This is a genomic window from Stutzerimonas sp. S1, from assembly GCF_025966695.1.
In the GTDB taxonomy this organism is placed as follows: domain Bacteria; phylum Pseudomonadota; class Gammaproteobacteria; order Pseudomonadales; family Pseudomonadaceae; genus Stutzerimonas.
In genome coordinates this window covers 269,691-287,301 of record NZ_JAOEIY010000003.1, presented here as the reverse complement: position 1 = coordinate 287,301, position 17,611 = coordinate 269,691, and the positions used below count along the sequence as shown (strand labels likewise).

Sequence of the window (17,611 nt, the reverse complement as noted above, 5' to 3'; positions counted from 1 at the left end):
CCCCTCAGGATCGGTTCGAAGCAGTACGCACAGCATCAGGCTCGGCCTGAAGTTCACGCACGGCGATATAACGCTCGCTCCGACGGGTACGGTCCAGCACCTGACCGACGAGCTGACCGCACGCGGCATCGATATCTTCACCGCGAGTCGTACGCACCGTCACATTGTGCCCGGCTTTATGCAGGATGTCCTGAAAACGGCGGATGGCATTGTTGCTTGGCCGCTCATATCCGGAATGAGGGAATGGATTGAACGGAATCAAATTGATCTTGCAGGGAATTTTGGCCAGCAGTGCAATCATCTGCTCGGCATGCTCGGGTTGATCGTTGACCCCCTGCAGCAGCGTGTACTCGATCGTCAGTACGCGCTTCTCGCCCAGCCTCGAGATGTAGCGCTGACAGGCGGCCAGCAGCATCTCCAGCGGGTACTTCTTGTTGATCGGTACCAACTGGTCGCGCAAGGCGTCGTTCGGCGCGTGCAGCGACAGCGCCAGGGAAACGTCGATGACTTTGGCCAGCTCGTCGATCATCGGCACCACGCCTGACGTCGACAAAGTGACCTTGCGTTTGGAAATGCCATAACCGAGGTCATCCATCATGATCTGCATGGCGGCGACCACGTTGTCGAAATTCAGCAGCGGCTCACCCATCCCCATCATCACCACGTTGGTAATGGCGCGATCGACTTTCGCCGGGACGGTGCCGAAAGACTTGTTGGCAATCCACACCTGACCGATCACTTCGGCAGCGGTGAGGTTGCTGTTGAAACCCTGTTTACCAGTGGAGCAAAAGCTGCAGTCCAGCGCACAGCCGGCCTGCGACGAAACGCATAGCGTGCCGCGACCGCCCTGCGGGATATATACCGTCTCCACACAGCTGCCCGAAGCGACACGTACCACCCATTTGCGGGTGCCATCGTTGGAGATGTCTTCACTGACGATCTCCGGGCCGCGAATCTCGGCACAGGCCTTGAGCTTTTCGCGCAGGGCCTTGCCAAGATTGCTCATGGCATCGAAATCATCGACGCCAAAGTGGTGAATCCATTTCATCACCTGACCGGCGCGAAAACGCTTCTCTCCGATGGACTCGAAGAAGCTTTCCAGTTGCGGCTGGGTTAGGCCCAGCAGATTCACCTTACCGGTCGTGGCAATCATTGGATTCACCTTCGCTCACTCAGCGAATGCGTGCGCACACTTCGGTGGCAGCGAAGAAGTAGGCGATTTCGCGGGCGGCCGAGGCTTCCGAATCGGAACCGTGAACGGCGTTCTCGTCGATGGAGACAGCGAAGTCGGCGCGGATGGTGCCCGGAGCAGCTTCCTTCGGGTTGGTAGCACCCATCAGCTCACGGTTCTTGGCAATGGCGTTTTCGCCTTCCAGCACCTGAACAATGACCGGACCGGAAGTCATGAAGGCAACCAGGTCCTTGAAGAAGCCACGCTCGCTGTGCTCGGCGTAGAAACCAGCAGCTTCGCGCTCGGACAGCTGAACCATCTTGGAAGCGACGACGCGCAGGCCGGCCTTCTCGAAACGGGTGGTGATTTCGCCGATCACGTTCTTGGCGACAGCGTCAGGCTTGATGATGGAGAAGGTGCGTTGCAGGGCCATGTAGGACTCCAAAACTGATGGGTTAAAACAAACGAGTAAACCCGCGAATCATACGCGGGTTCGGGCCAAAACATAAGGGTAGCCAGCGGCCACGAGGAAGAAGCGCATGCCCCTGCGGTGGAGCATGACAGCGGTAGCGCAACGAGTCTGAAGGCTACCGTGCCTCTTCGATCCATGCTGCCTGGATCGCCTCAAGCACCTTCTCGCCACCACGCTGGGGATCGTCGCCGAAATCCGGAAGCTCGACCACCCAACGATGCAACTCGACAAAGTTCACGTAGCGCGGATCGACATCCGGCTTGGCTTCCGTCAGCTCGATGGCGATATCCAGTACATCGGTCCAATGCAGACTCATGAATGCCCTCCTCGCCTCAGTGCCCTTCGGAAACCTGATTTATGGTGTACTTCGGAATCTCCACGACCAGATCGACATTGTCGACGACCGCCTGACAGGAGAGCCGCGAGGTCGGCTCCAGCCCCCACGCCTTGTCCAGCATGTCGTCTTCCAGCTCATCGGACGGCTCAAGACTGCCGAAGCCTTCGCGAATCACCACATGACAAGTGGTGCAGGCACAGGACTTTTCACAGGCATGCTCAATGTCGATACCGTTGCGCAGAGCGGCATCCAGTACAGTCTCACCGGCTTGCGCCTCGATTACGGCACCCTCGGGGCAATGCTCGGCGTTGGGCAGAAAGATGATCTGCGGCATCTAGGTCAATCCTCGATATCGTTGAGCCGTCGCCCGGCCAGAGCGGCCTTGACGGTTGAATCCAGCCGACGCGCAGCAAAGGCATCGGTTATCTGGCTGAGTCGTTTGATCTGACGCTCGATCGCCACACCATCCTCGCTGTCGAGCATGGCACGCAGCGTTCCCATTTGCGCCTCGATCGCCACCCGCTCTTCGGCGCTCAGCAGGCGCTCACCATCGGCTGCGAGCGCCGCATCCACGGCTTCAAGCAAACGCCGGGCATCGACCAGCTGCTCGCGCAGAGCACGCGCCTGCTTGTCTTCGCCAGCCTTGCGGAACGAGTCCTCGAGCATGCGCGCGATCTCGCCATCGGTCAGCCCGTAGGAGGGCTTTACCTGGATGCTGGCCTCGACACCCGATGCCAGCTCGCGCGCGGAAACGCTCAGCAGGCCATCAGCATCAACCTGAAAAGTCACACGGATCTTCGCTGCGCCGGCGACCATCGGTGGGATGCCGCGCAACTCGAAGCGCGCCAGCGAGCGGCAGTCGCTGATCAGCTCACGCTCGCCCTGCAACACGTGAATCATCATGGCCGACTGACCATCTTTGTAAGTGGTGAAATCCTGGGCACGCGCAACTGGAATAGTAGTGTTGCGCGGAATGATCTTCTCCATCAGGCCGCCCATGGTTTCCAGCCCTAACGACAGGGGTATCACGTCCAGCAGCAACAACTCGTCGCCATCGCGATTGTTGCCCGCAAGAGTTTCGGCCTGGATGGCCGCGCCGATCGCCACCACTTCGTCAGGATCGATATCGGTCAGCGGCTCACGACCGAACATCTGCCCCACTGAACTGCGCACAAATGGCACTCGTGTCGAGCCGCCAACCATGACGACGGCGCCGACCTCTTCCAGTTCGACGCCCGAATCCCGCACCGCACGCCGACAGGACTTGAGACTGCGAGCAACCATCGGCTCGATCAGCGCATCGAAGGTGGAGCGATCAAGCACACCCCGCCAGTCAGCATATGCGACGCCCACAGCATCAACATCGGTCAGCCGCTCCTTGGCGCTACAGGCGGTCTTCAATAGCTCACGCTGGGCACCAGGCTCCAGATCACCAGAGATGCCCGCCTGTCCAAGGATCCAGCCAGCCACCGCATGATCGAAGTCGTCACCGCCCAAAGCAGTATCACCGCCCGTGGCCAACACCTCGAATACACCCTTGGTAAGCCGCAGAATGGAGATATCGAACGTGCCACCGCCCAGATCGTAGATGGCAACCACCCCCTCCGCCTGCCGGTCAAGCCCGTAGGCGACGGCCGCCGCAGTCGGCTCATTGAGCAAACGCAGCACATTCAAACCGGCAATACGCGCCGCATCCTTGGTCGCCTGTCGCTGCGCATCATCGAAATACGCCGGAACCGTGATCACCGCGCCGACCAAATCGCCACCCAAGGTAGCCTCGGCACGCCGGCGTAGCTCACCCAGAATCTCGGCAGATATCTCCACCGGGCTTTTAGGCCCCTGCACCGTCTCGATGAAGGGCATCTGCGACTCGCCCTCGCGGAAACGATAAGGCAGTTGGTCGCCCAACTGCTTCACATCGGCAAGCCCCCGCCCCATCAGCCGCTTGACGGAACTAATGGTATTGAAAGGATCGTCGGCGGCGGCCAGCTTGGCGTTGTCACCAACCTCGATGCGATCGGCGTGGTAACGCACCACGGATGGCAGGATCACCCGCCCCTCGGCATCGGCCAGCGGAGCGGTGACCCCGCTGCGCAGCGCAGCAACAAGTGAGTTGGTAGTTCCCAAGTCGATCCCGACGGCGAGGCGTCGCTGATGGGGCTGGGGAGTTTGACCGGGCTCGGCAATCTGAAGTAAGGCCATATCAGTCTGACATCGGGCGCAGCGCCAAGCGCCACGCGAGGGTTAATCGTCGAGGCGCTCTTCGAGTTGGCGCACTTCCTGGGATAGCTTGTCGAGAAACTGCATGCGGCGCACGAGACGCTCGGCCTCTTCGCGCAACGCGGCATCGCGCCAGACCTGCGCAAAGCGCTCATCCAACGCAAGCTGTGCATCCTTCAAGCGCAACTTGAAAGCCGTCACACCGGCGAGATCGGCCCGCTCGTGCAACTCTTCCAACTCCTCACGCCAGTGCATCTGCTGCATGAGGAACGCCGGATCCTGCACAGTGGCTTCCAGCGGCAGATCATGCCCATCCAAGCTCAGCAGATAGCGAGCCCGTCGCGCAGGGCTTTTCAGCGTCTGGTAGGCCTCGTTGAGGTTGGCTGAGCGCTCCAGCGCCTGGCGCTGTTCGGATTCACCGGCATCCGCGAACCGATCCGGATGAACCTGGCGCGCAAGATTGCGGTAACGCACCGAAAGATCGTTGAGATCGACATCGAAATCGGGCTGGAGATCGAACAGTGCGTAATGACAGGGATTGCCCACAGCGCCCTCAGATATTGAAGCTCTCGCCGCAGCCACATTCGCCACGCACGTTCGGGTTGTTGAACTTGAAGCCTTCGTTGAGCCCTTCGCGAACGAAATCGAGCTCGGTACCGTCGAGGTACACCAGGCTCTTCGGATCAATGATGACCTTGACGCCATGACTCTCGAACACGGCATCCTCTGCCGCCGTCTCATCGACGAACTCAAGCACATAAGCCAGGCCGGAGCAGCCGGTGGTCCGCACCCCCAGACGCACCCCAACCCCTTTACCGCGCCCCTCGAGCGACCGGCGAACGTGCAGAGCAGCAGCTTCGGTCATGGTGATAGCCATCGACAACCTCCTTAGAGCAGGCCTTTCTTCTCGCGATAGTCGCGCACTGCTGCCTTGATCGCGTCTTCAGCAAGCACCGAGCAGTGAATCTTCACTGGTGGCAGCGCCAACTCTTCGGCGAGCTGGGTGTTCTTGATGGTTTCGGCTTCCTCCAGCGTCTTACCCTTCATCCACTCCGTAGCCAGGGAGCTGGAAGCGATCGCCGAGCCGCAACCATAGGTTTTAAACTTGGCGTCTTCGATGATGCCTTGTTCGTTTACCTTGATCTGCAAACGCATTACGTCACCGCACGCCGGAGCGCCAACCATCCCAGTCCCGATGTTCGGGTCCTCGGCGTCGAACTTGCCGACGTTGCGCGGATTTTCGTAGTGGTCGATGACCTTTTCACTGTAAGCCATGGTGCAATCCTCTTTGAATCAAGCGTTGCGGAACTCGACGCGATCAGTGGGCCTGCCACTCGACCTTGGAAATGTCGATACCGTCTTTGAACATGTCCCACAGAGGGGAAAGCTCGCGCAATTTGGTTACCGCCTCGCTCACCTTGTTCGCGGCGTAGTCGATCTCTTCTTCGGTGGTGAAGCGGCCGAAGGTGAAACGGATCGAGCTATGTGCCAGCTCGTCGTTGCGCCCCAAGGCGCGCAGTACGTAAGAAGGCTCGAGCGATGCAGAGGTGCAGGCAGACCCGGAGGAAACCGCCAAATCCTTGAGCGCCATGATCAGCGACTCGCCTTCCACATAGTTGAAACTCAGATTGAGGTTGTGCGGCACGCGAGCGGTCATGCTGCCATTCACGTACAACTCCTCGAGATGCTCCACCTGCTTGAAGAAGCGGTCGCGCAACCCACGGATACGCTCGTTCTCCTGCGCCATTTCTTCTTTCGCAATGCGGAACGCCTCGCCCATGCCAACCAGTTGATGGGTCGCCAGCGTGCCGGAGCGCATACCACGCTCGTGCCCACCGCCATGCATCTGCGCTTCGAGACGTACACGCGGTTTGCGACGCACATAAAGCGCGCCCACGCCCTTCGGCCCGTAAGTCTTGTGCGCTGAAAAAGACATCAGATCGACCTTCATGGCCTCCAGATCGATCTCGACCTTACCGGTCGACTGGGCGGCATCGACATGGAACAGTACGCCGCGAGAGCGAGTCAGCTCGCCGATGGCCGCGATATCGTTGATCGTGCCGATCTCGTTGTTCACATGCATCACCGAAACCAGAATGGTGTCATCGCGCAGCGCTGTCTCAACCATTGCCGGAGTAATGATGCCGTCCTCACCCGGCTCGATATAGGTGACTTCGAAACCCTCACGCTCAAGCTGGCGGGTGGTATCCAGCACCGCCTTGTGCTCGATCTTGGTGGTAACGATGTGCTTGCCCTTGGAGGCATAGAAATGCGCGACACCTTTGATCGCAAGGTTGTCGGACTCGGTCGCACCGGAAGTCCAGACAATCTCCCGCGGATCGGCATTGACCAGCTCCGCCACCTGGCGCCGCGCATTTTCCACTGCCTCCTCTGCTCGCCAGCCGAAGGCATGGGAGCGCGACGCCGGATTACCGAAATTGCCATCGATAGTCAGGCATTCGATCATCTTCGCGGCGACACACGGATCGACCGGAGTGGTAGCGGAATAATCCAGGTAAATCGGCAATTTCATTCGGTTCTCTCCTAAATCAGGCAGTCGCCCGGCTCACTCGACGGCGGACGCTTCGATCTTATCCAGCTGCGGCGAACCGCCATTGGCGCGGCGCAGATCCTGGCGCAATGCAACCTGCTGCACGTCCTGGCGCTGGACCAGGTCCGCAAGGCTGATACCGCTTAGAAATTCGTGAATCTGCTGACTCAGATCGCACCACAGGTGATGAGTCAGGCAGGTGTCACCGGAGTGGCAACCGCCAAGCCCTTGGCACCGAGTTGCATCGACGGATTCATTGACTGCATCGATCACCTGAGCAACCTGGATACCCGCCATGTCGCGCGAAAGCTGATAGCCGCCGCCCGGCCCGCGCACACTGGTGACAAGGCTGCCACGCCGCAGTTTGGCAAACAGTTGCTCGAGATAAGAAAGCGAGATGCCCTGCCGCTCCGAAATGTCGGCGAGGGAAACCGGCCCATGCTGCGCATGCAGCGCCAAATCGAGCATGGCGGTTACGGCATAACGGCCTTTAGTGGTCAATCGCATCGGCTTGCACCAAGCATCACGGTTTGGCGCAATTATGCTATTCCCGAGTATTTAGGTCAACTATAAGCCCTATTAAATTACTCGGGAATTAGTTACACGACCGGAGATCAAGAAGCAGCGGCGCGCACCACTCAAACGGCGGGCATGATAGCAGCTGCCGCGTGACCCGCGCACGCATCACGACGGCACATCGCCCTGCTTTGCCTTGACCTCTGCAAAGTCCTCCTCACGCAACTGCGGGAGATCCTTGGCGCAGTAGTCGCTACCTAGGGCAGTGAGCGCCCCGCACATACCCTCCAGCCGCTCTTCGACTGCCTGTACGTGATCGAGCAATTGACCAATCGCACGCGCAACCGGATCAGGCATATCCCCGCTGACGCCATAGGCATCGAAGCCGATCTTCTCGGCGATCGCCTTGCGCTTGGCCTCTTGCTCATCATCCGCTTTGACGATGATCCGCCCCGGGATACCTACAGCCGTAGCGCCCGCCGGTACTGCACGGGTCACGACGGCATTGGAACCGATCTTCGCGCCAGCCCCGACGGTGAATGGGCCAAGAATCTTTGCCCCCGCCCCGACGATCACGCCATCCTCCAGTGTTGGATGGCGCTTGCCCTTGTTCCAACTGGTGCCGCCAAGCGTGACGCCATGATAGAGAGTGACATCGTCACCTATCTCCGCGGTCTCGCCGATCACGATTCCCATGCCGTGATCAATGAAGAACCGTCGACCGATCTTTGCACCCGGATGAATTTCAACCCCCGTCAGCCAGCGACCGAGATTCGAGCTCATACGTGCCAACCATTTCCACTCGTTCACCCATAGCCAGTGCGAGACGCGGTGGATCCAGGTCGCATGCAGGCCCGGATAGCAGGTAATGACCTCGAACGCGTTACGCGCCGCCGGATCGCGATGAAATACGCTCTGGATATCTTCGCGCATGCGTTCAAACATTTATTCCTGCCTCCGCTTATGGGGCTCACCGCGAGCAGCTTTCTGGGTTTCGGTCAGAATACCGCGCAGAATATTCATTTCCAGCTTGCTGATACCACTGCGCCCGTACAGCCTACGCAGACGCGGCATCAGATGCCGAGGCTTTGCGGGATCGAGAAAACCAATCTCAATCAGCGTCTGCTCAAGGTGACCGAAGTAATGCTCCAATTCATCCATCGTCACCGGCTGAGTGTCGAGCATTGCGGTGGCCTCGAGCTTCTCCATCTTGGTCGGCTTGCCCTGCGCTGCCAGCCAAGCCATGCGCAACTCGTACGTGAGCACCTGCACCGCAGCAGCCAGATTCAGAGAGCTGAAATCCGGGCTGGAGGGAATGTGCACATGGAACTGGCAACGCTGCAGCTCTTCATTGGTCAGCCCGGCATACTCGCGACCGAAAACCAGCGCTACCTCGCCACCTTGCTGCGCTTGTTCCAGGCTCGCTGTCGCGCATTCACGCGGGTCTAGCAGCGGCCAGGGAATGCGGCGATCACGCGCACTGGTGCCGAGTACCAGCGTGCAACCCACCAGTGCATCCTCAAGTGTCGTCACCACCTGCGCAGCATCGAGGATATCCGTGGCGCCGGACGCGCGCGCTACCGCATCCGAACTGGGGAAATCCTCCGGATCGACCAACACCAGGCGCGACAGCCCCATGTTCTTCATGGCGCGAGCCGCACCACCGATATTGCCGGCGTGACTGGTATTGACCAGCACCACACGAATATTTTGCAGCGACACTGTGCATTCTCGGCATGAAAACGGAGACGCAGCTTACAGCACCGCACCACCAGCCATCCAGCGAACGCAACGCTCGACGCTACATGCGCGCCCGCTTTCCTGATAGAATTTCCGGCTTTCTTTAAACGACCAGGTATTGATCCATGCAGCCCATGCTGAATATCGCGCTGCGCGCCGCCCGCAGCGCCGGCGAACTGATTGTCCGTTCCACCGAGCGCCTGGACGTCATCTCGGTCAACGAGAAGGATGGCAAGGACTACGTCAGCGAAATCGACCATGCGGCCGAGCAGGTTATCGTGAACGCGCTGCGCAAGGCTTACCCGAACCACAGCATCCTTGCCGAAGAGAACGGCCTGCTCGAAGGCACCGGTGATGGCACCGACTACCTGTGGATCATCGACCCCCTGGACGGCACCACCAATTTCCTACGCGGGGTCCCGCACTACGCAGTGAGCATCGCCTGCAAGTATCGCGGTCGTCTAGAGCATGCCGTGGTGCTCGACCCGGTTAGACAGGAAGAATTCACCGCCAGCCGTGGCCGGGGCGCCGCGCTCAACGGGCGTCGACTGCGGGTCAGCTCGCGCAAGAGCCTGGAAGGTGCCCTGCTCGGGACCGGCTTTCCGTTCCGTGACGGCCAGCTGGAAAATATCGATAGCTACCTGAATATGTTCCGCAGCCTGGTCGGCCAGACCGCTGGTCTGCGCCGTGCCGGCGCCGCGAGCCTGGATCTTGCCTATGTCGCAGCCGGCCGCTACGACGCGTTCTGGGAGTTCGGACTGTCCGAATGGGACATGGCGGCCGGCGCCCTGCTGATTCAGGAAGCAGGCGGACTGGTCAGCGACTTTGCGGGCGGCCACGAGTTTCTCGAGAAGGGCCAGATCGTGGCCGGCAACACCAAATGTTTCAAGGCAGTGCTTACAGCTATCCAGCCGCACCTGACGCCTTCGCTCAAACGCTGAGCCTAGTACCTCGACATAAAAAAACGCCCGAAGGGCGTTTTTTTATGTCTCAAATTTATTCCTGTGCCAGCACCAGCTGACCATCGCGCAGAGGTATCTGGCCACCCGGGTCACGATCCATTCGCACCCGACCAACCTTGCCGTCTAGATCATATTTGACGTCATAACCGACGATCTGATCGTGCGTATCTGTCACCGTACTGCAGCGCGTCTCCGTAGTGGTGTAAGTGCTGTTGGCCTGCATGCGCTGCTGCACCTGGTTGCCCGCATACCCACCACCCACCGCCCCCGCTACGGTAGCGATCTTCTTACCCGTACCACCGCCAACCTGACTGCCCAAGAGGCCACCAAGCACAGCACCAGCTGCCGTACCAACGATTCGGTGCTGGTCCTGCACCGGCTTCTGGTGAGTGACCGCCACCTCTTTGCATACTTCGCGCGGCGTCTTGATGGTTTCCTTGATCGGCTCCGCCGCCAACACGGTGGCAAACTGCGGACCGCGATCGACCAAGCTGTAGGTGGCAAATGCTCCACCAGCCGTGGCGACCACCACGCCCAGTGCTGTACCAACCAACATTGACTTGTTCACTCTGACTTCCTCTTCCTTCGGGCCACGCCCGGTTCCGCAACCTAGGACACCTGCAGGTCGCGGAAGTTCGGAAGCTCGAGTCAGGGGCGCTCGTCCACCTCTTCCACCACCGGCGGAATCAGATCGTCGCGCGTCAGGTTCAGCCACACGAGCAGCGTACTGGCGATATAGACCGAAGAGTACGTACCGGCCACCACACCAATGATCAACGCCAACGAGAAGCCCCAGAGGTTTTCCCCACCGAACACCATAAGAGCGACGACCGCCAGCAACGTGGAAACGGATGTCGCAGTGGTACGCAACAGCGTCTGGGTAGTTGAGATGTTGATGTTCTCGATCAGCTCGGTCTTGCGCAGCACGCGGAAGTTTTCGCGAATGCGGTCGAACACCACGATGGTGTCGTTCAGCGAGTAGCCGATGACGGCCAATACCGCAGCGAGCACGGTGAGATCGAAATTGATCTGGAAGAACGAAAAGACGCCGAGCACGACAATAACGTCGTGAAACAGCGACAGCACCGCACCGACACCGAACTTCCACTGAAAGCGAAACGCGACGTAGACCAGAATGCCGCCTAGAGCCAGCAGTATGCCAAGACCGCCTTGGTCACGCAGCTCTTCGCCCACCGCCGGTCCGACGAACTCGACGCGCTTGACCGTTACCGCGCCCGCCGCATCGCCCCGCAGCGCCTCGGCGATCTTCTCCCCTAGCAACGGATCATCCCCCGGCATACGAACCAAGACATCCGTGGTGGCACCGAAGCTCTGTACCACTGCGCCGGCATAACCGGAGCCGGCCAGCTGATCGCGCACCTGCTGCAGCTCCACCGGCTGCTCGTAGCCGAGCTCGATCAATGTTCCGCCTGTGAAGTCGAGCCCGAAGTTAAGTCCTTTAATCGCAAGACTCGCCAGCGAGCCGATGGTCAGCAGCAGGGTGGCCACCATGACGACATGGCGGACCGCCATGAAATTGATTACGCGTTTCATCGTGCTAGCCCCTTAAATCCACAGCTTCTTGAGATCGCGGCCACCGTAGATCAGGTTGACCATGGCACGCGTCACGATGATTGCAGTGAACATCGACGTCAGAATTCCCAGCGACAACGTCACGGCAAAGCCCTTGATCGGACCAGTTCCCATGGCGAACAGAATCCCGCCCACCAGTAGCGTCGTGAGGTTACCGTCGAGGATGGCCGAGAAAGCCCGATCGAAGCCCTCATGGATCGCCCGCTGGATCGACATGCCGTTGCCGATCTCTTCGCGAATACGCGAGAAGATCAGTACGTTGGCATCCACGGCCATACCCATGGTCAGAACGATACCAGCGATACCTGGCAACGTCAGGGTCGCATTGAGCATCGACATCAGCGCGGTCAGCACCACCATGTTGAATAGCAGCGCGATGGTCGCCAGAACCCCGAAGAACTTGTAGATCAGCACCATGAAGATCGCGACGAAGAGAAAGCCCCACATCGCCGCCTGCACGCCAAGCTTGATGTTCTCAGCCCCCAGACTCGGACCGATGGTCCGCTCCTCGGCGAAGTACATCGGCGCAGCCAAACCACCGGCGCGTAATAGCAGCGCCAGCTCGGACGATTCGCCCTGTCCGTCCAGGCCGGTGATACGGAACTGACTGCCAAGCGGCGACTGAATGGTCGCAAGACTGATGATCTTCTTTTCTTCCTGGAAGGTCTCGACCCGCACCTCCTGTTCAACACCATCGACCTGTTGCCGCACATAGCGAGTCAGCGGCTTCTGCTCGATGAAGATCACCGCCATGCTCCGCCCGACGTTATTGCGGGTTGCGCGATTCATCAGGTCGCCGCCATGCCCATCGAGACGAATATTGACTTGCGGACGCCCATTCTCGTCATAGCTCGCCTGCGCATCGGTGACCTGATCACCCGTAATGATCAGCGTGCGCTCCAGATTGACCGGCGGACGTCCAGCCTCACGGAACTCGAAGCTCTCGACTGACGCCCGCGAGGCATCCGCGTCGGCTGCGAGGCGGAATTCGAGATTGGCAGTCTTGCCGAGAATGCGCTTGGCTTCAGCCGTATCCTGCACACCCGGCAGCTCCACCACGATGCGGTTGGCGCCCTGACGCTGGACCAACGGCTCGGCGACGCCAAGCTCGTTGACACGGTTGCGTACGGTTGTGAGGTTCTGTTTGATCGAATATTCGCGAATTTCCGTCAGCTTGGCCTCGGTCAAAGCCAGGCGCAGCACCTGCTGACCGTTACGTTCGGCGACGGTCATCTCGAAGTCGTTGAAGTCCTTGCGAATCAGTGACTGCGCTCGAGCCAGAGTATCCCCGTCGGCAAAACCGAGCTGCACAGCATCCTTGAGGTTCGACAGGCTGCGGTAGCGCACCCGCTCCTTGCGCAGCAGACTTTTGACCTCACCCTCGTAGACGTTGATGCGCGTCTCGACCGCCTTCGCCATGTCCACCTCCAGCAGGAAGTGCACACCACCCGAAAGATCCAGCCCCAGCTTCATGGGGCTCGCGCCCAGATTACGCAGCCAATCCGGCGTGGTCGGCGCCAGGTTAAGCGCAACGACAAACGCATCGCCGAGTGCACGACGGGCTATATCCTTGGCCGGTAACTGATCGTCCTGCTTGACCAGACGCAACAGACCGCCACGCCCCTGCTCGTCGAGCGTGGCGGCTTTAACTGCGATACCGCCATCAGCCAGTGCCTGGCTGACCCGATCGAGGTCGGACTGCTGCAGTTGCTGCGCCGTGCTGGCGCCGGTGATCTGGATGGCCGGATCATCCGGATAAAGATTGGGCGCCGAATATATGCCGGCAACCGCCAGCACTACCACTATCAGCAGGTACTTCCAGAGAGGGAATCTATTGAGCATCACGCAGCCCGTCTAAAGACGCGGGGCGCCTTGCGCGCCCCGTCGTGGTGTTGAAATGAAGTCAGCTCAGATGGCTTTCAGCGTGCCCTTCGGCAGCGTCGCAGCAATCGCCACTTTCTGGAACTTCAGTTCGACGTTGTCAGACACTTCGATGACGACGAAGTCGTCGGCAACCTTGGTGACCTTGCCAGCAATACCACCAGAGGTGACAACCTCGTCACCCTTCTGCAGACCGCTGATCAGGTTCTTGTGTTCCTTGGCACGCTTGGCCTGGGGACGCCAGATCATCAGATAGAAGATGACCAGAAAGCCGACCAGGAAAACCCACTCGAAACCAGTACCGGCAGGACCAGCGGCAGCCTCCTGGGCATGGGCGACGGGGATCAGAAAGCTCATGTAGCACTCCTGTTGCAGAAAGATAGTTTTCTATTGGTTACGTCATGCGACAGGCGGCGTTGGCATACCGCGCTTGACATAGAAGGCGTCGACAAAGGTCGCCAATGTACCCTGTTGAATGGCGTCGCGTAAACCAGCCATCAGGCGCTGGTAATGGCGCAGATTGTGGATGGTATTCAACATGCTACCCAGCATTTCGCCGCACTTGTCCAGATGATGCAGATAGGCGCGTGAGAAGTGTTTGCAGGTGTAACAATCACAGGCGGCATCGAGCGGGGAATTGTCGTGCTTGTGCACCGCGTTGCGGATTTTGACGACACCGTTATCAGTAAACAGATGCCCGTTACGGGCGTTGCGCGTAGGCATCACGCAATCGAACATATCGACGCCGCGCCGGACGCCCTCGACCAGGTCTTCCGGCTTGCCGACGCCCATCAGATAACGCGGCTTGTCCGCCGGCATGTGCGGAGGCAGGAAGTCGAGTACGCGAATCATCTCCTCTTTCGGCTCGCCAACCGACAAGCCACCGATCGCCAGACCATCGAAGCCGATCTCGCATAACCCTTCGAGCGAGCGCATCCGCAGAGATTCATGCATACCACCCTGAACAATGCCGAACAACGCAGCCGGGCTATCGCCATGAGCCGCCTTGGATCGCTTGGCCCAGCGCAAGGACAGCTCCATGGAGCGCCGAGCCGTTTCTTCGTCAGCCGGATACGGCGTGCATTCGTCGAAGATCATCACGATATCCGAGCCTAGGTCGCGTTGGACCTGCATCGACTCCTCGGGCCCCATGAACACCTTCGCACCATCGACCGGTGAGGCGAAATACACGCCCTCCTCCTTGATCTTGCGCATTGCCCCAAGGCTGAACACCTGAAATCCACCGGAGTCCGTGAGGATCGGCCCCTGCCACTGCATGAAATCATGCAGGTCGCCATGCTGCTTGATCACTTCGGTACCGGGGCGAAGCCAAAGGTGAAAGGTGTTGCCGAGAATGATCTGCGCACCGATCCCCTCAATGTCCCGCGGCAACATGCCTTTCACGGTGCCATAGGTACCCACCGGCATGAACGCCGGCGTCTCGACCGCTCCGCGAGGGAAAGTAAGCCGTCCCCGGCGCGCCTTACCGTCGGTGGCAAGCAGCTCGAACGACATGTGACAAGAGCGGCTCATTTGTTCTCCTCGGGACCGCGCGGAGCGGGATTGCGCGTGATGAACATGGCATCACCATAACTGAAGAAACGATATCCCTGCCGAACCGCCTCCGCGTAGGCGGCCATCGTTTCGGGGTAGCCGGCAAACGCCGCGACAAGCATCAGCAAGGTGGATTCAGGCAAATGGAAATTGGTGACCAGCGCGTCGACCACATGAAATGTCTTGCCTGGGTAGATGAAGATATCCGTGTCACCGCTGAACGGTTTGAGTTCGCCATCGCGTGCCGCCGTCTCCAGCGAGCGCACGCTGGTGGTTCCCACCGCAACGACCCGACCGCCGCGCGCCCGACACGCAGCCACCGCATCGACCACCTCCTGCGTCACCTCCAGCCATTCGCGATGCATGTGGTGCTCTTCGATGCGCTCGACACGTACAGGCTGAAAGGTTCCGGCACCGACATGCAACGTCACAAAGACTGTCTGAACACCTTTGTCACGCAGCGCCGCCAGTAATGCTTCGTCGAAATGCAGGCCAGCGGTCGGCGCCGCGACGGCCCCGGCATGCTGCGCATAGACTGTCTGATAACGTTCGCGGTCAGCCAGCTCGTCAGGCCGATCTATATAAGGAGGCAACGGCATGTGTCCGATGCGTTCGAGCAGAGGCAGCACGTCCTCATCGAAACGCAATTCGAACAAGGCGTCGTGCCGAGCAAGCATCAGCGCCTCGCCACCGCCTTCCAGCGAGATGACAGCCCCGGGCTTCGGCGATTTGCTGGATCGCACATGCGCCAGCACCCGACGATTATCGAGCACTCGCTCGACGAGAATCTCGAGCTTGCCGCCCGTTGCCTTCTGGCCGAACAGCCGCGCCGCAATCACCCGGGTATTGTTGAACACCATCAGATCGCCCGGGCGAAGGTACTCGAGTAGATCGGCAAAATGGCGATGCGCCAGCGCTCCTGTTTCCCCGTCGAGTACCAGCAGGCGACTACCGCGCCGTTCGGACAAGGGGTGGCGTGCGATCAGCGCATCCGGGAGTTGAAAAGAGAAATCAGCGACTTGCATTTGATCGTCGGGATTAGAACGGGGCGCAAAGCTTAGCGGAAAGAGGAACTGCTGACCACGGCAGACGATTGACCGCCCCGTCCGGCATCCCTATACTGCGCCGCCATTGTGCCTCGATGGCGGAATCGGTAGACGCAGCGGATTCAAAATCCGCCGCTGGCGACAGCGTGAGAGTTCGAGTCTCTCTCGGGGCACCATCCATGATCGAAGACCTGCCAAGCAGGTTAGCGTCAAATCAGGCAGTTCAGATCTCGACTTGTGCGTCGTGCAGGCCATAGAAGCTCGGCACATGACGCCCTCAGTCAGGATCACTGCTCAGGTAGCGATTGCGACAGCACCGAAAGGCAGCCGCAACCAGCCTTCCTCGCTTCACCCGGATCGCGATAGCTGTCCGGCGCACCACACGCAACAAATGCTCATGCCGGCGGTTAAACCAATCGCACCGGATAGACGCTGGCTGGCACGCTGCAAACTGGCTTTTCGCCACACCACAAGCGCATCGAAATGCGCCGCCGAACAGGCACCTTGTTATGGCTCCGAGGGGTTGGCATTCCCTGGCGAGTTATCGTAGAGTGTGCCCACTGTGTTTGCATGGGTCGCTGTTGAATCGTGACCTGGTGCAGTAGATCTTCAGATCCGCTACTCCGCTCGACTCTCTTACTCTTTGCAACCAGTTCCAGCTTCCTGTTCGCGCAGGGGCAATTCTACTTTTGAGTTCCAAGGATACAAAGATATGTCGAATCGTCAGAACGGTACCGTCAAGTGGTTTAACGACGAGAAAGGTTTTGGTTTCATCACCCCCGAGAGCGGTCCGGATCTGTTCGTGCACTTCCGCGCGATCGAAGGCAACGGCTTCAAGAGCCTGAAAGAAGGCCAGAAAGTCAGCTTCATCGCCGTGCAAGGTCAAAAGGGCATGCAGGCTGACCAGGTTCAAATCCTGGGCTAAGCCTCCGCTCCGAAAGCCCCTGATGGCAACATCAGGGGCTTTTTTATGCGTGTAATTCCGTAGAATGCGCGGCTTAACTCATTACCAGGACTCGAAATGAGCAAACACCTGCTAAGCCCGCAGGGCCAGTTTCCCGCCGCAGGCCTGATGCGCCGTCTTGCCGCAATGTTCTACGACAGCCTGCTGTGCATCGCCCTGATGATGGTGGTGACACTCTTCTATCAACAAGTGCTACTGCGCATGTTCTACGGCAGCGAGCAACTTAAAGCTGTTGCCGATGCCGGCGGCCTGGATATCGATCCAATCCTTTCCACACTGCTGATGTTCAGCCTGTTCGGCTTCTTCGCCAAGTTCTGGACGCACAACGGCCAGACACTTGGGATGCAGGTCTGGGGCATTCGCATACAGAACAAGGATGGCACCGCCATCGATCTATGGCAGGCGCTGCTGCGCTTCCTGATCGCGCTCATTTCCTGGCTGTGCCTTGGCTTGGGCTATCTGTGGATGCTATGGGACAAGGACAATCGCACTTGGCAGGACATCTATTCGGAAAGCCAGGCTGTTCAGCTGCCAAAAAACATTCACAAGAAATAACGGAGCATAGAGGGAGCGACAGCAACACCTGTCACGCTCCCCACAATGA

Annotated in this window: 21 protein-coding genes and 1 tRNA gene; 4 read left to right on the top strand and 18 right to left on the bottom strand. The window is 59.3% G+C overall.

The genetic code is table 11. From position 1 onward, the window contains the following. Nucleotides 1–4: 4 nt before the first annotated feature. From rlmN to trmJ, 12 genes are all read right to left on the bottom strand, one after another. Nucleotides 5–1,153, bottom strand: a complete 1,149-nt coding sequence (gene rlmN, locus N8H22_RS08095) for a 23S rRNA (adenine(2503)-C(2))-methyltransferase RlmN (RefSeq protein WP_264590103.1) — start codon at nucleotides 1,151–1,153, stop codon at nucleotides 5–7. Between the two features lie 19 nt (nucleotides 1,154–1,172). Further along, nucleotides 1,173–1,604 (bottom strand): nucleoside-diphosphate kinase, encoded by a 432-nt coding sequence (gene ndk, locus N8H22_RS08090; RefSeq protein WP_102839840.1) that lies wholly within the window; start codon nucleotides 1,602–1,604, stop codon nucleotides 1,173–1,175. 154 nt (nucleotides 1,605–1,758) lie between these two features. Beyond that, on the bottom strand, nucleotides 1,759–1,959 hold the full coding sequence (iscX, locus tag N8H22_RS08085; protein ID WP_264590102.1) for a Fe-S cluster assembly protein IscX: 201 nt from the start codon (nucleotides 1,957–1,959) through the stop codon (nucleotides 1,759–1,761). Nucleotides 1,960–1,975: 16 nt separating this feature from the next. After that, complete coding sequence (gene fdx, locus N8H22_RS08080) at nucleotides 1,976–2,314, bottom strand: ISC system 2Fe-2S type ferredoxin (RefSeq protein ID WP_264590101.1); 339 nt, start codon at nucleotides 2,312–2,314, stop codon at nucleotides 1,976–1,978. A 5-nt stretch (nucleotides 2,315–2,319) separates the two neighbouring features. After that, nucleotides 2,320–4,182, bottom strand: a complete 1,863-nt coding sequence (hscA, locus tag N8H22_RS08075; RefSeq protein WP_264590100.1) for a Fe-S protein assembly chaperone HscA — start codon at nucleotides 4,180–4,182, stop codon at nucleotides 2,320–2,322. A 42-nt stretch (nucleotides 4,183–4,224) separates the two neighbouring features. Next, complete coding sequence (hscB, locus tag N8H22_RS08070) at nucleotides 4,225–4,746, bottom strand: co-chaperone HscB (RefSeq protein WP_264590099.1); 522 nt, start codon at nucleotides 4,744–4,746, stop codon at nucleotides 4,225–4,227. Between the two features lie 7 nt (nucleotides 4,747–4,753). Next, the gene (gene iscA / locus N8H22_RS08065) at nucleotides 4,754–5,077 is read right to left on the bottom strand and encodes an iron-sulfur cluster assembly protein IscA (RefSeq protein WP_264590098.1); all 324 of its coding nucleotides are present in this window, start codon (nucleotides 5,075–5,077) and stop codon (nucleotides 4,754–4,756) included. A gap of 11 nt (nucleotides 5,078–5,088) precedes the next feature. Then, a complete protein-coding gene (gene iscU / locus N8H22_RS08060; protein ID WP_043296172.1) occupies nucleotides 5,089–5,475 on the bottom strand; it encodes a Fe-S cluster assembly scaffold IscU in 387 nt (128 codons plus the stop codon). A 43-nt stretch (nucleotides 5,476–5,518) separates the two neighbouring features. After that, a complete protein-coding gene (locus N8H22_RS08055; protein WP_264590097.1) occupies nucleotides 5,519–6,733 on the bottom strand; it encodes an IscS subfamily cysteine desulfurase in 1,215 nt (404 codons plus the stop codon). Between the two features lie 33 nt (nucleotides 6,734–6,766). Continuing rightward, a complete protein-coding gene (iscR, locus tag N8H22_RS08050) occupies nucleotides 6,767–7,258 on the bottom strand; it encodes a Fe-S cluster assembly transcriptional regulator IscR (protein WP_264590096.1) in 492 nt (163 codons plus the stop codon). A gap of 177 nt (nucleotides 7,259–7,435) precedes the next feature. Continuing rightward, complete coding sequence (gene cysE, locus N8H22_RS08045; protein WP_264590095.1) at nucleotides 7,436–8,212, bottom strand: serine O-acetyltransferase; 777 nt, start codon at nucleotides 8,210–8,212, stop codon at nucleotides 7,436–7,438. Further along, nucleotides 8,213–8,989 carry a tRNA (cytosine(32)/uridine(32)-2'-O)-methyltransferase TrmJ gene (gene trmJ, locus N8H22_RS08040; RefSeq protein ID WP_264590094.1) on the bottom strand — a complete coding sequence of 259 codons (777 nt, stop codon included), beginning with the start codon at nucleotides 8,987–8,989 and terminating at the stop codon, nucleotides 8,213–8,215. A gap of 143 nt (nucleotides 8,990–9,132) precedes the next feature. On the opposite strand from trmJ, the gene suhB reads away from it, so the two are divergent. Next, nucleotides 9,133–9,948 (top strand): inositol-phosphate phosphatase, encoded by an 816-nt coding sequence (gene suhB / locus N8H22_RS08035; protein ID WP_264590093.1) that lies wholly within the window; start codon nucleotides 9,133–9,135, stop codon nucleotides 9,946–9,948. Between the two features lie 55 nt (nucleotides 9,949–10,003). Here the strand turns inward: suhB and N8H22_RS08030 are convergent, their stop codons facing one another. From N8H22_RS08030 to queA, 6 genes are all read right to left on the bottom strand, one after another. After that, entirely contained in the window at nucleotides 10,004–10,537 is a 534-nt protein-coding gene (locus N8H22_RS08030) for a glycine zipper 2TM domain-containing protein (RefSeq protein WP_264590092.1), read from the bottom strand. An 80-nt stretch (nucleotides 10,538–10,617) separates the two neighbouring features. Continuing rightward, nucleotides 10,618–11,523 (bottom strand): protein translocase subunit SecF, encoded by a 906-nt coding sequence (secF, locus tag N8H22_RS08025; RefSeq protein ID WP_264590091.1) that lies wholly within the window; start codon nucleotides 11,521–11,523, stop codon nucleotides 10,618–10,620. 12 nt (nucleotides 11,524–11,535) lie between these two features. Beyond that, entirely contained in the window at nucleotides 11,536–13,404 is a 1,869-nt protein-coding gene (gene secD / locus N8H22_RS08020) for a protein translocase subunit SecD (protein WP_264590090.1), read from the bottom strand. 66 nt (nucleotides 13,405–13,470) lie between these two features. Then, entirely contained in the window at nucleotides 13,471–13,800 is a 330-nt protein-coding gene (gene yajC, locus N8H22_RS08015) for a preprotein translocase subunit YajC (protein WP_264590089.1), read from the bottom strand. A gap of 42 nt (nucleotides 13,801–13,842) precedes the next feature. After that, entirely contained in the window at nucleotides 13,843–14,958 is a 1,116-nt protein-coding gene (gene tgt / locus N8H22_RS08010; protein ID WP_264590088.1) for a tRNA guanosine(34) transglycosylase Tgt, read from the bottom strand. Nucleotides 14,959–14,972: 14 nt separating this feature from the next. Beyond that, entirely contained in the window at nucleotides 14,973–16,022 is a 1,050-nt protein-coding gene (gene queA / locus N8H22_RS08005; protein ID WP_264590087.1) for a tRNA preQ1(34) S-adenosylmethionine ribosyltransferase-isomerase QueA, read from the bottom strand. 110 nt (nucleotides 16,023–16,132) lie between these two features. On the opposite strand from queA, the gene N8H22_RS08000 reads away from it, so the two are divergent. From N8H22_RS08000 to N8H22_RS07990, 3 genes are all read left to right on the top strand, one after another. Then, nucleotides 16,133–16,219: transfer RNA gene (locus N8H22_RS08000), tRNA-Leu, on the top strand. Between the two features lie 536 nt (nucleotides 16,220–16,755). Next, nucleotides 16,756–16,968 carry a cold-shock protein gene (locus tag N8H22_RS07995; protein WP_003246255.1) on the top strand — a complete coding sequence of 71 codons (213 nt, stop codon included), beginning with the start codon at nucleotides 16,756–16,758 and terminating at the stop codon, nucleotides 16,966–16,968. Nucleotides 16,969–17,064: 96 nt separating this feature from the next. Then, on the top strand, nucleotides 17,065–17,562 hold the full coding sequence (locus N8H22_RS07990) for an RDD family protein (RefSeq protein WP_264590086.1): 498 nt from the start codon (nucleotides 17,065–17,067) through the stop codon (nucleotides 17,560–17,562). Nucleotides 17,563–17,611 lie beyond the last annotated feature (49 nt).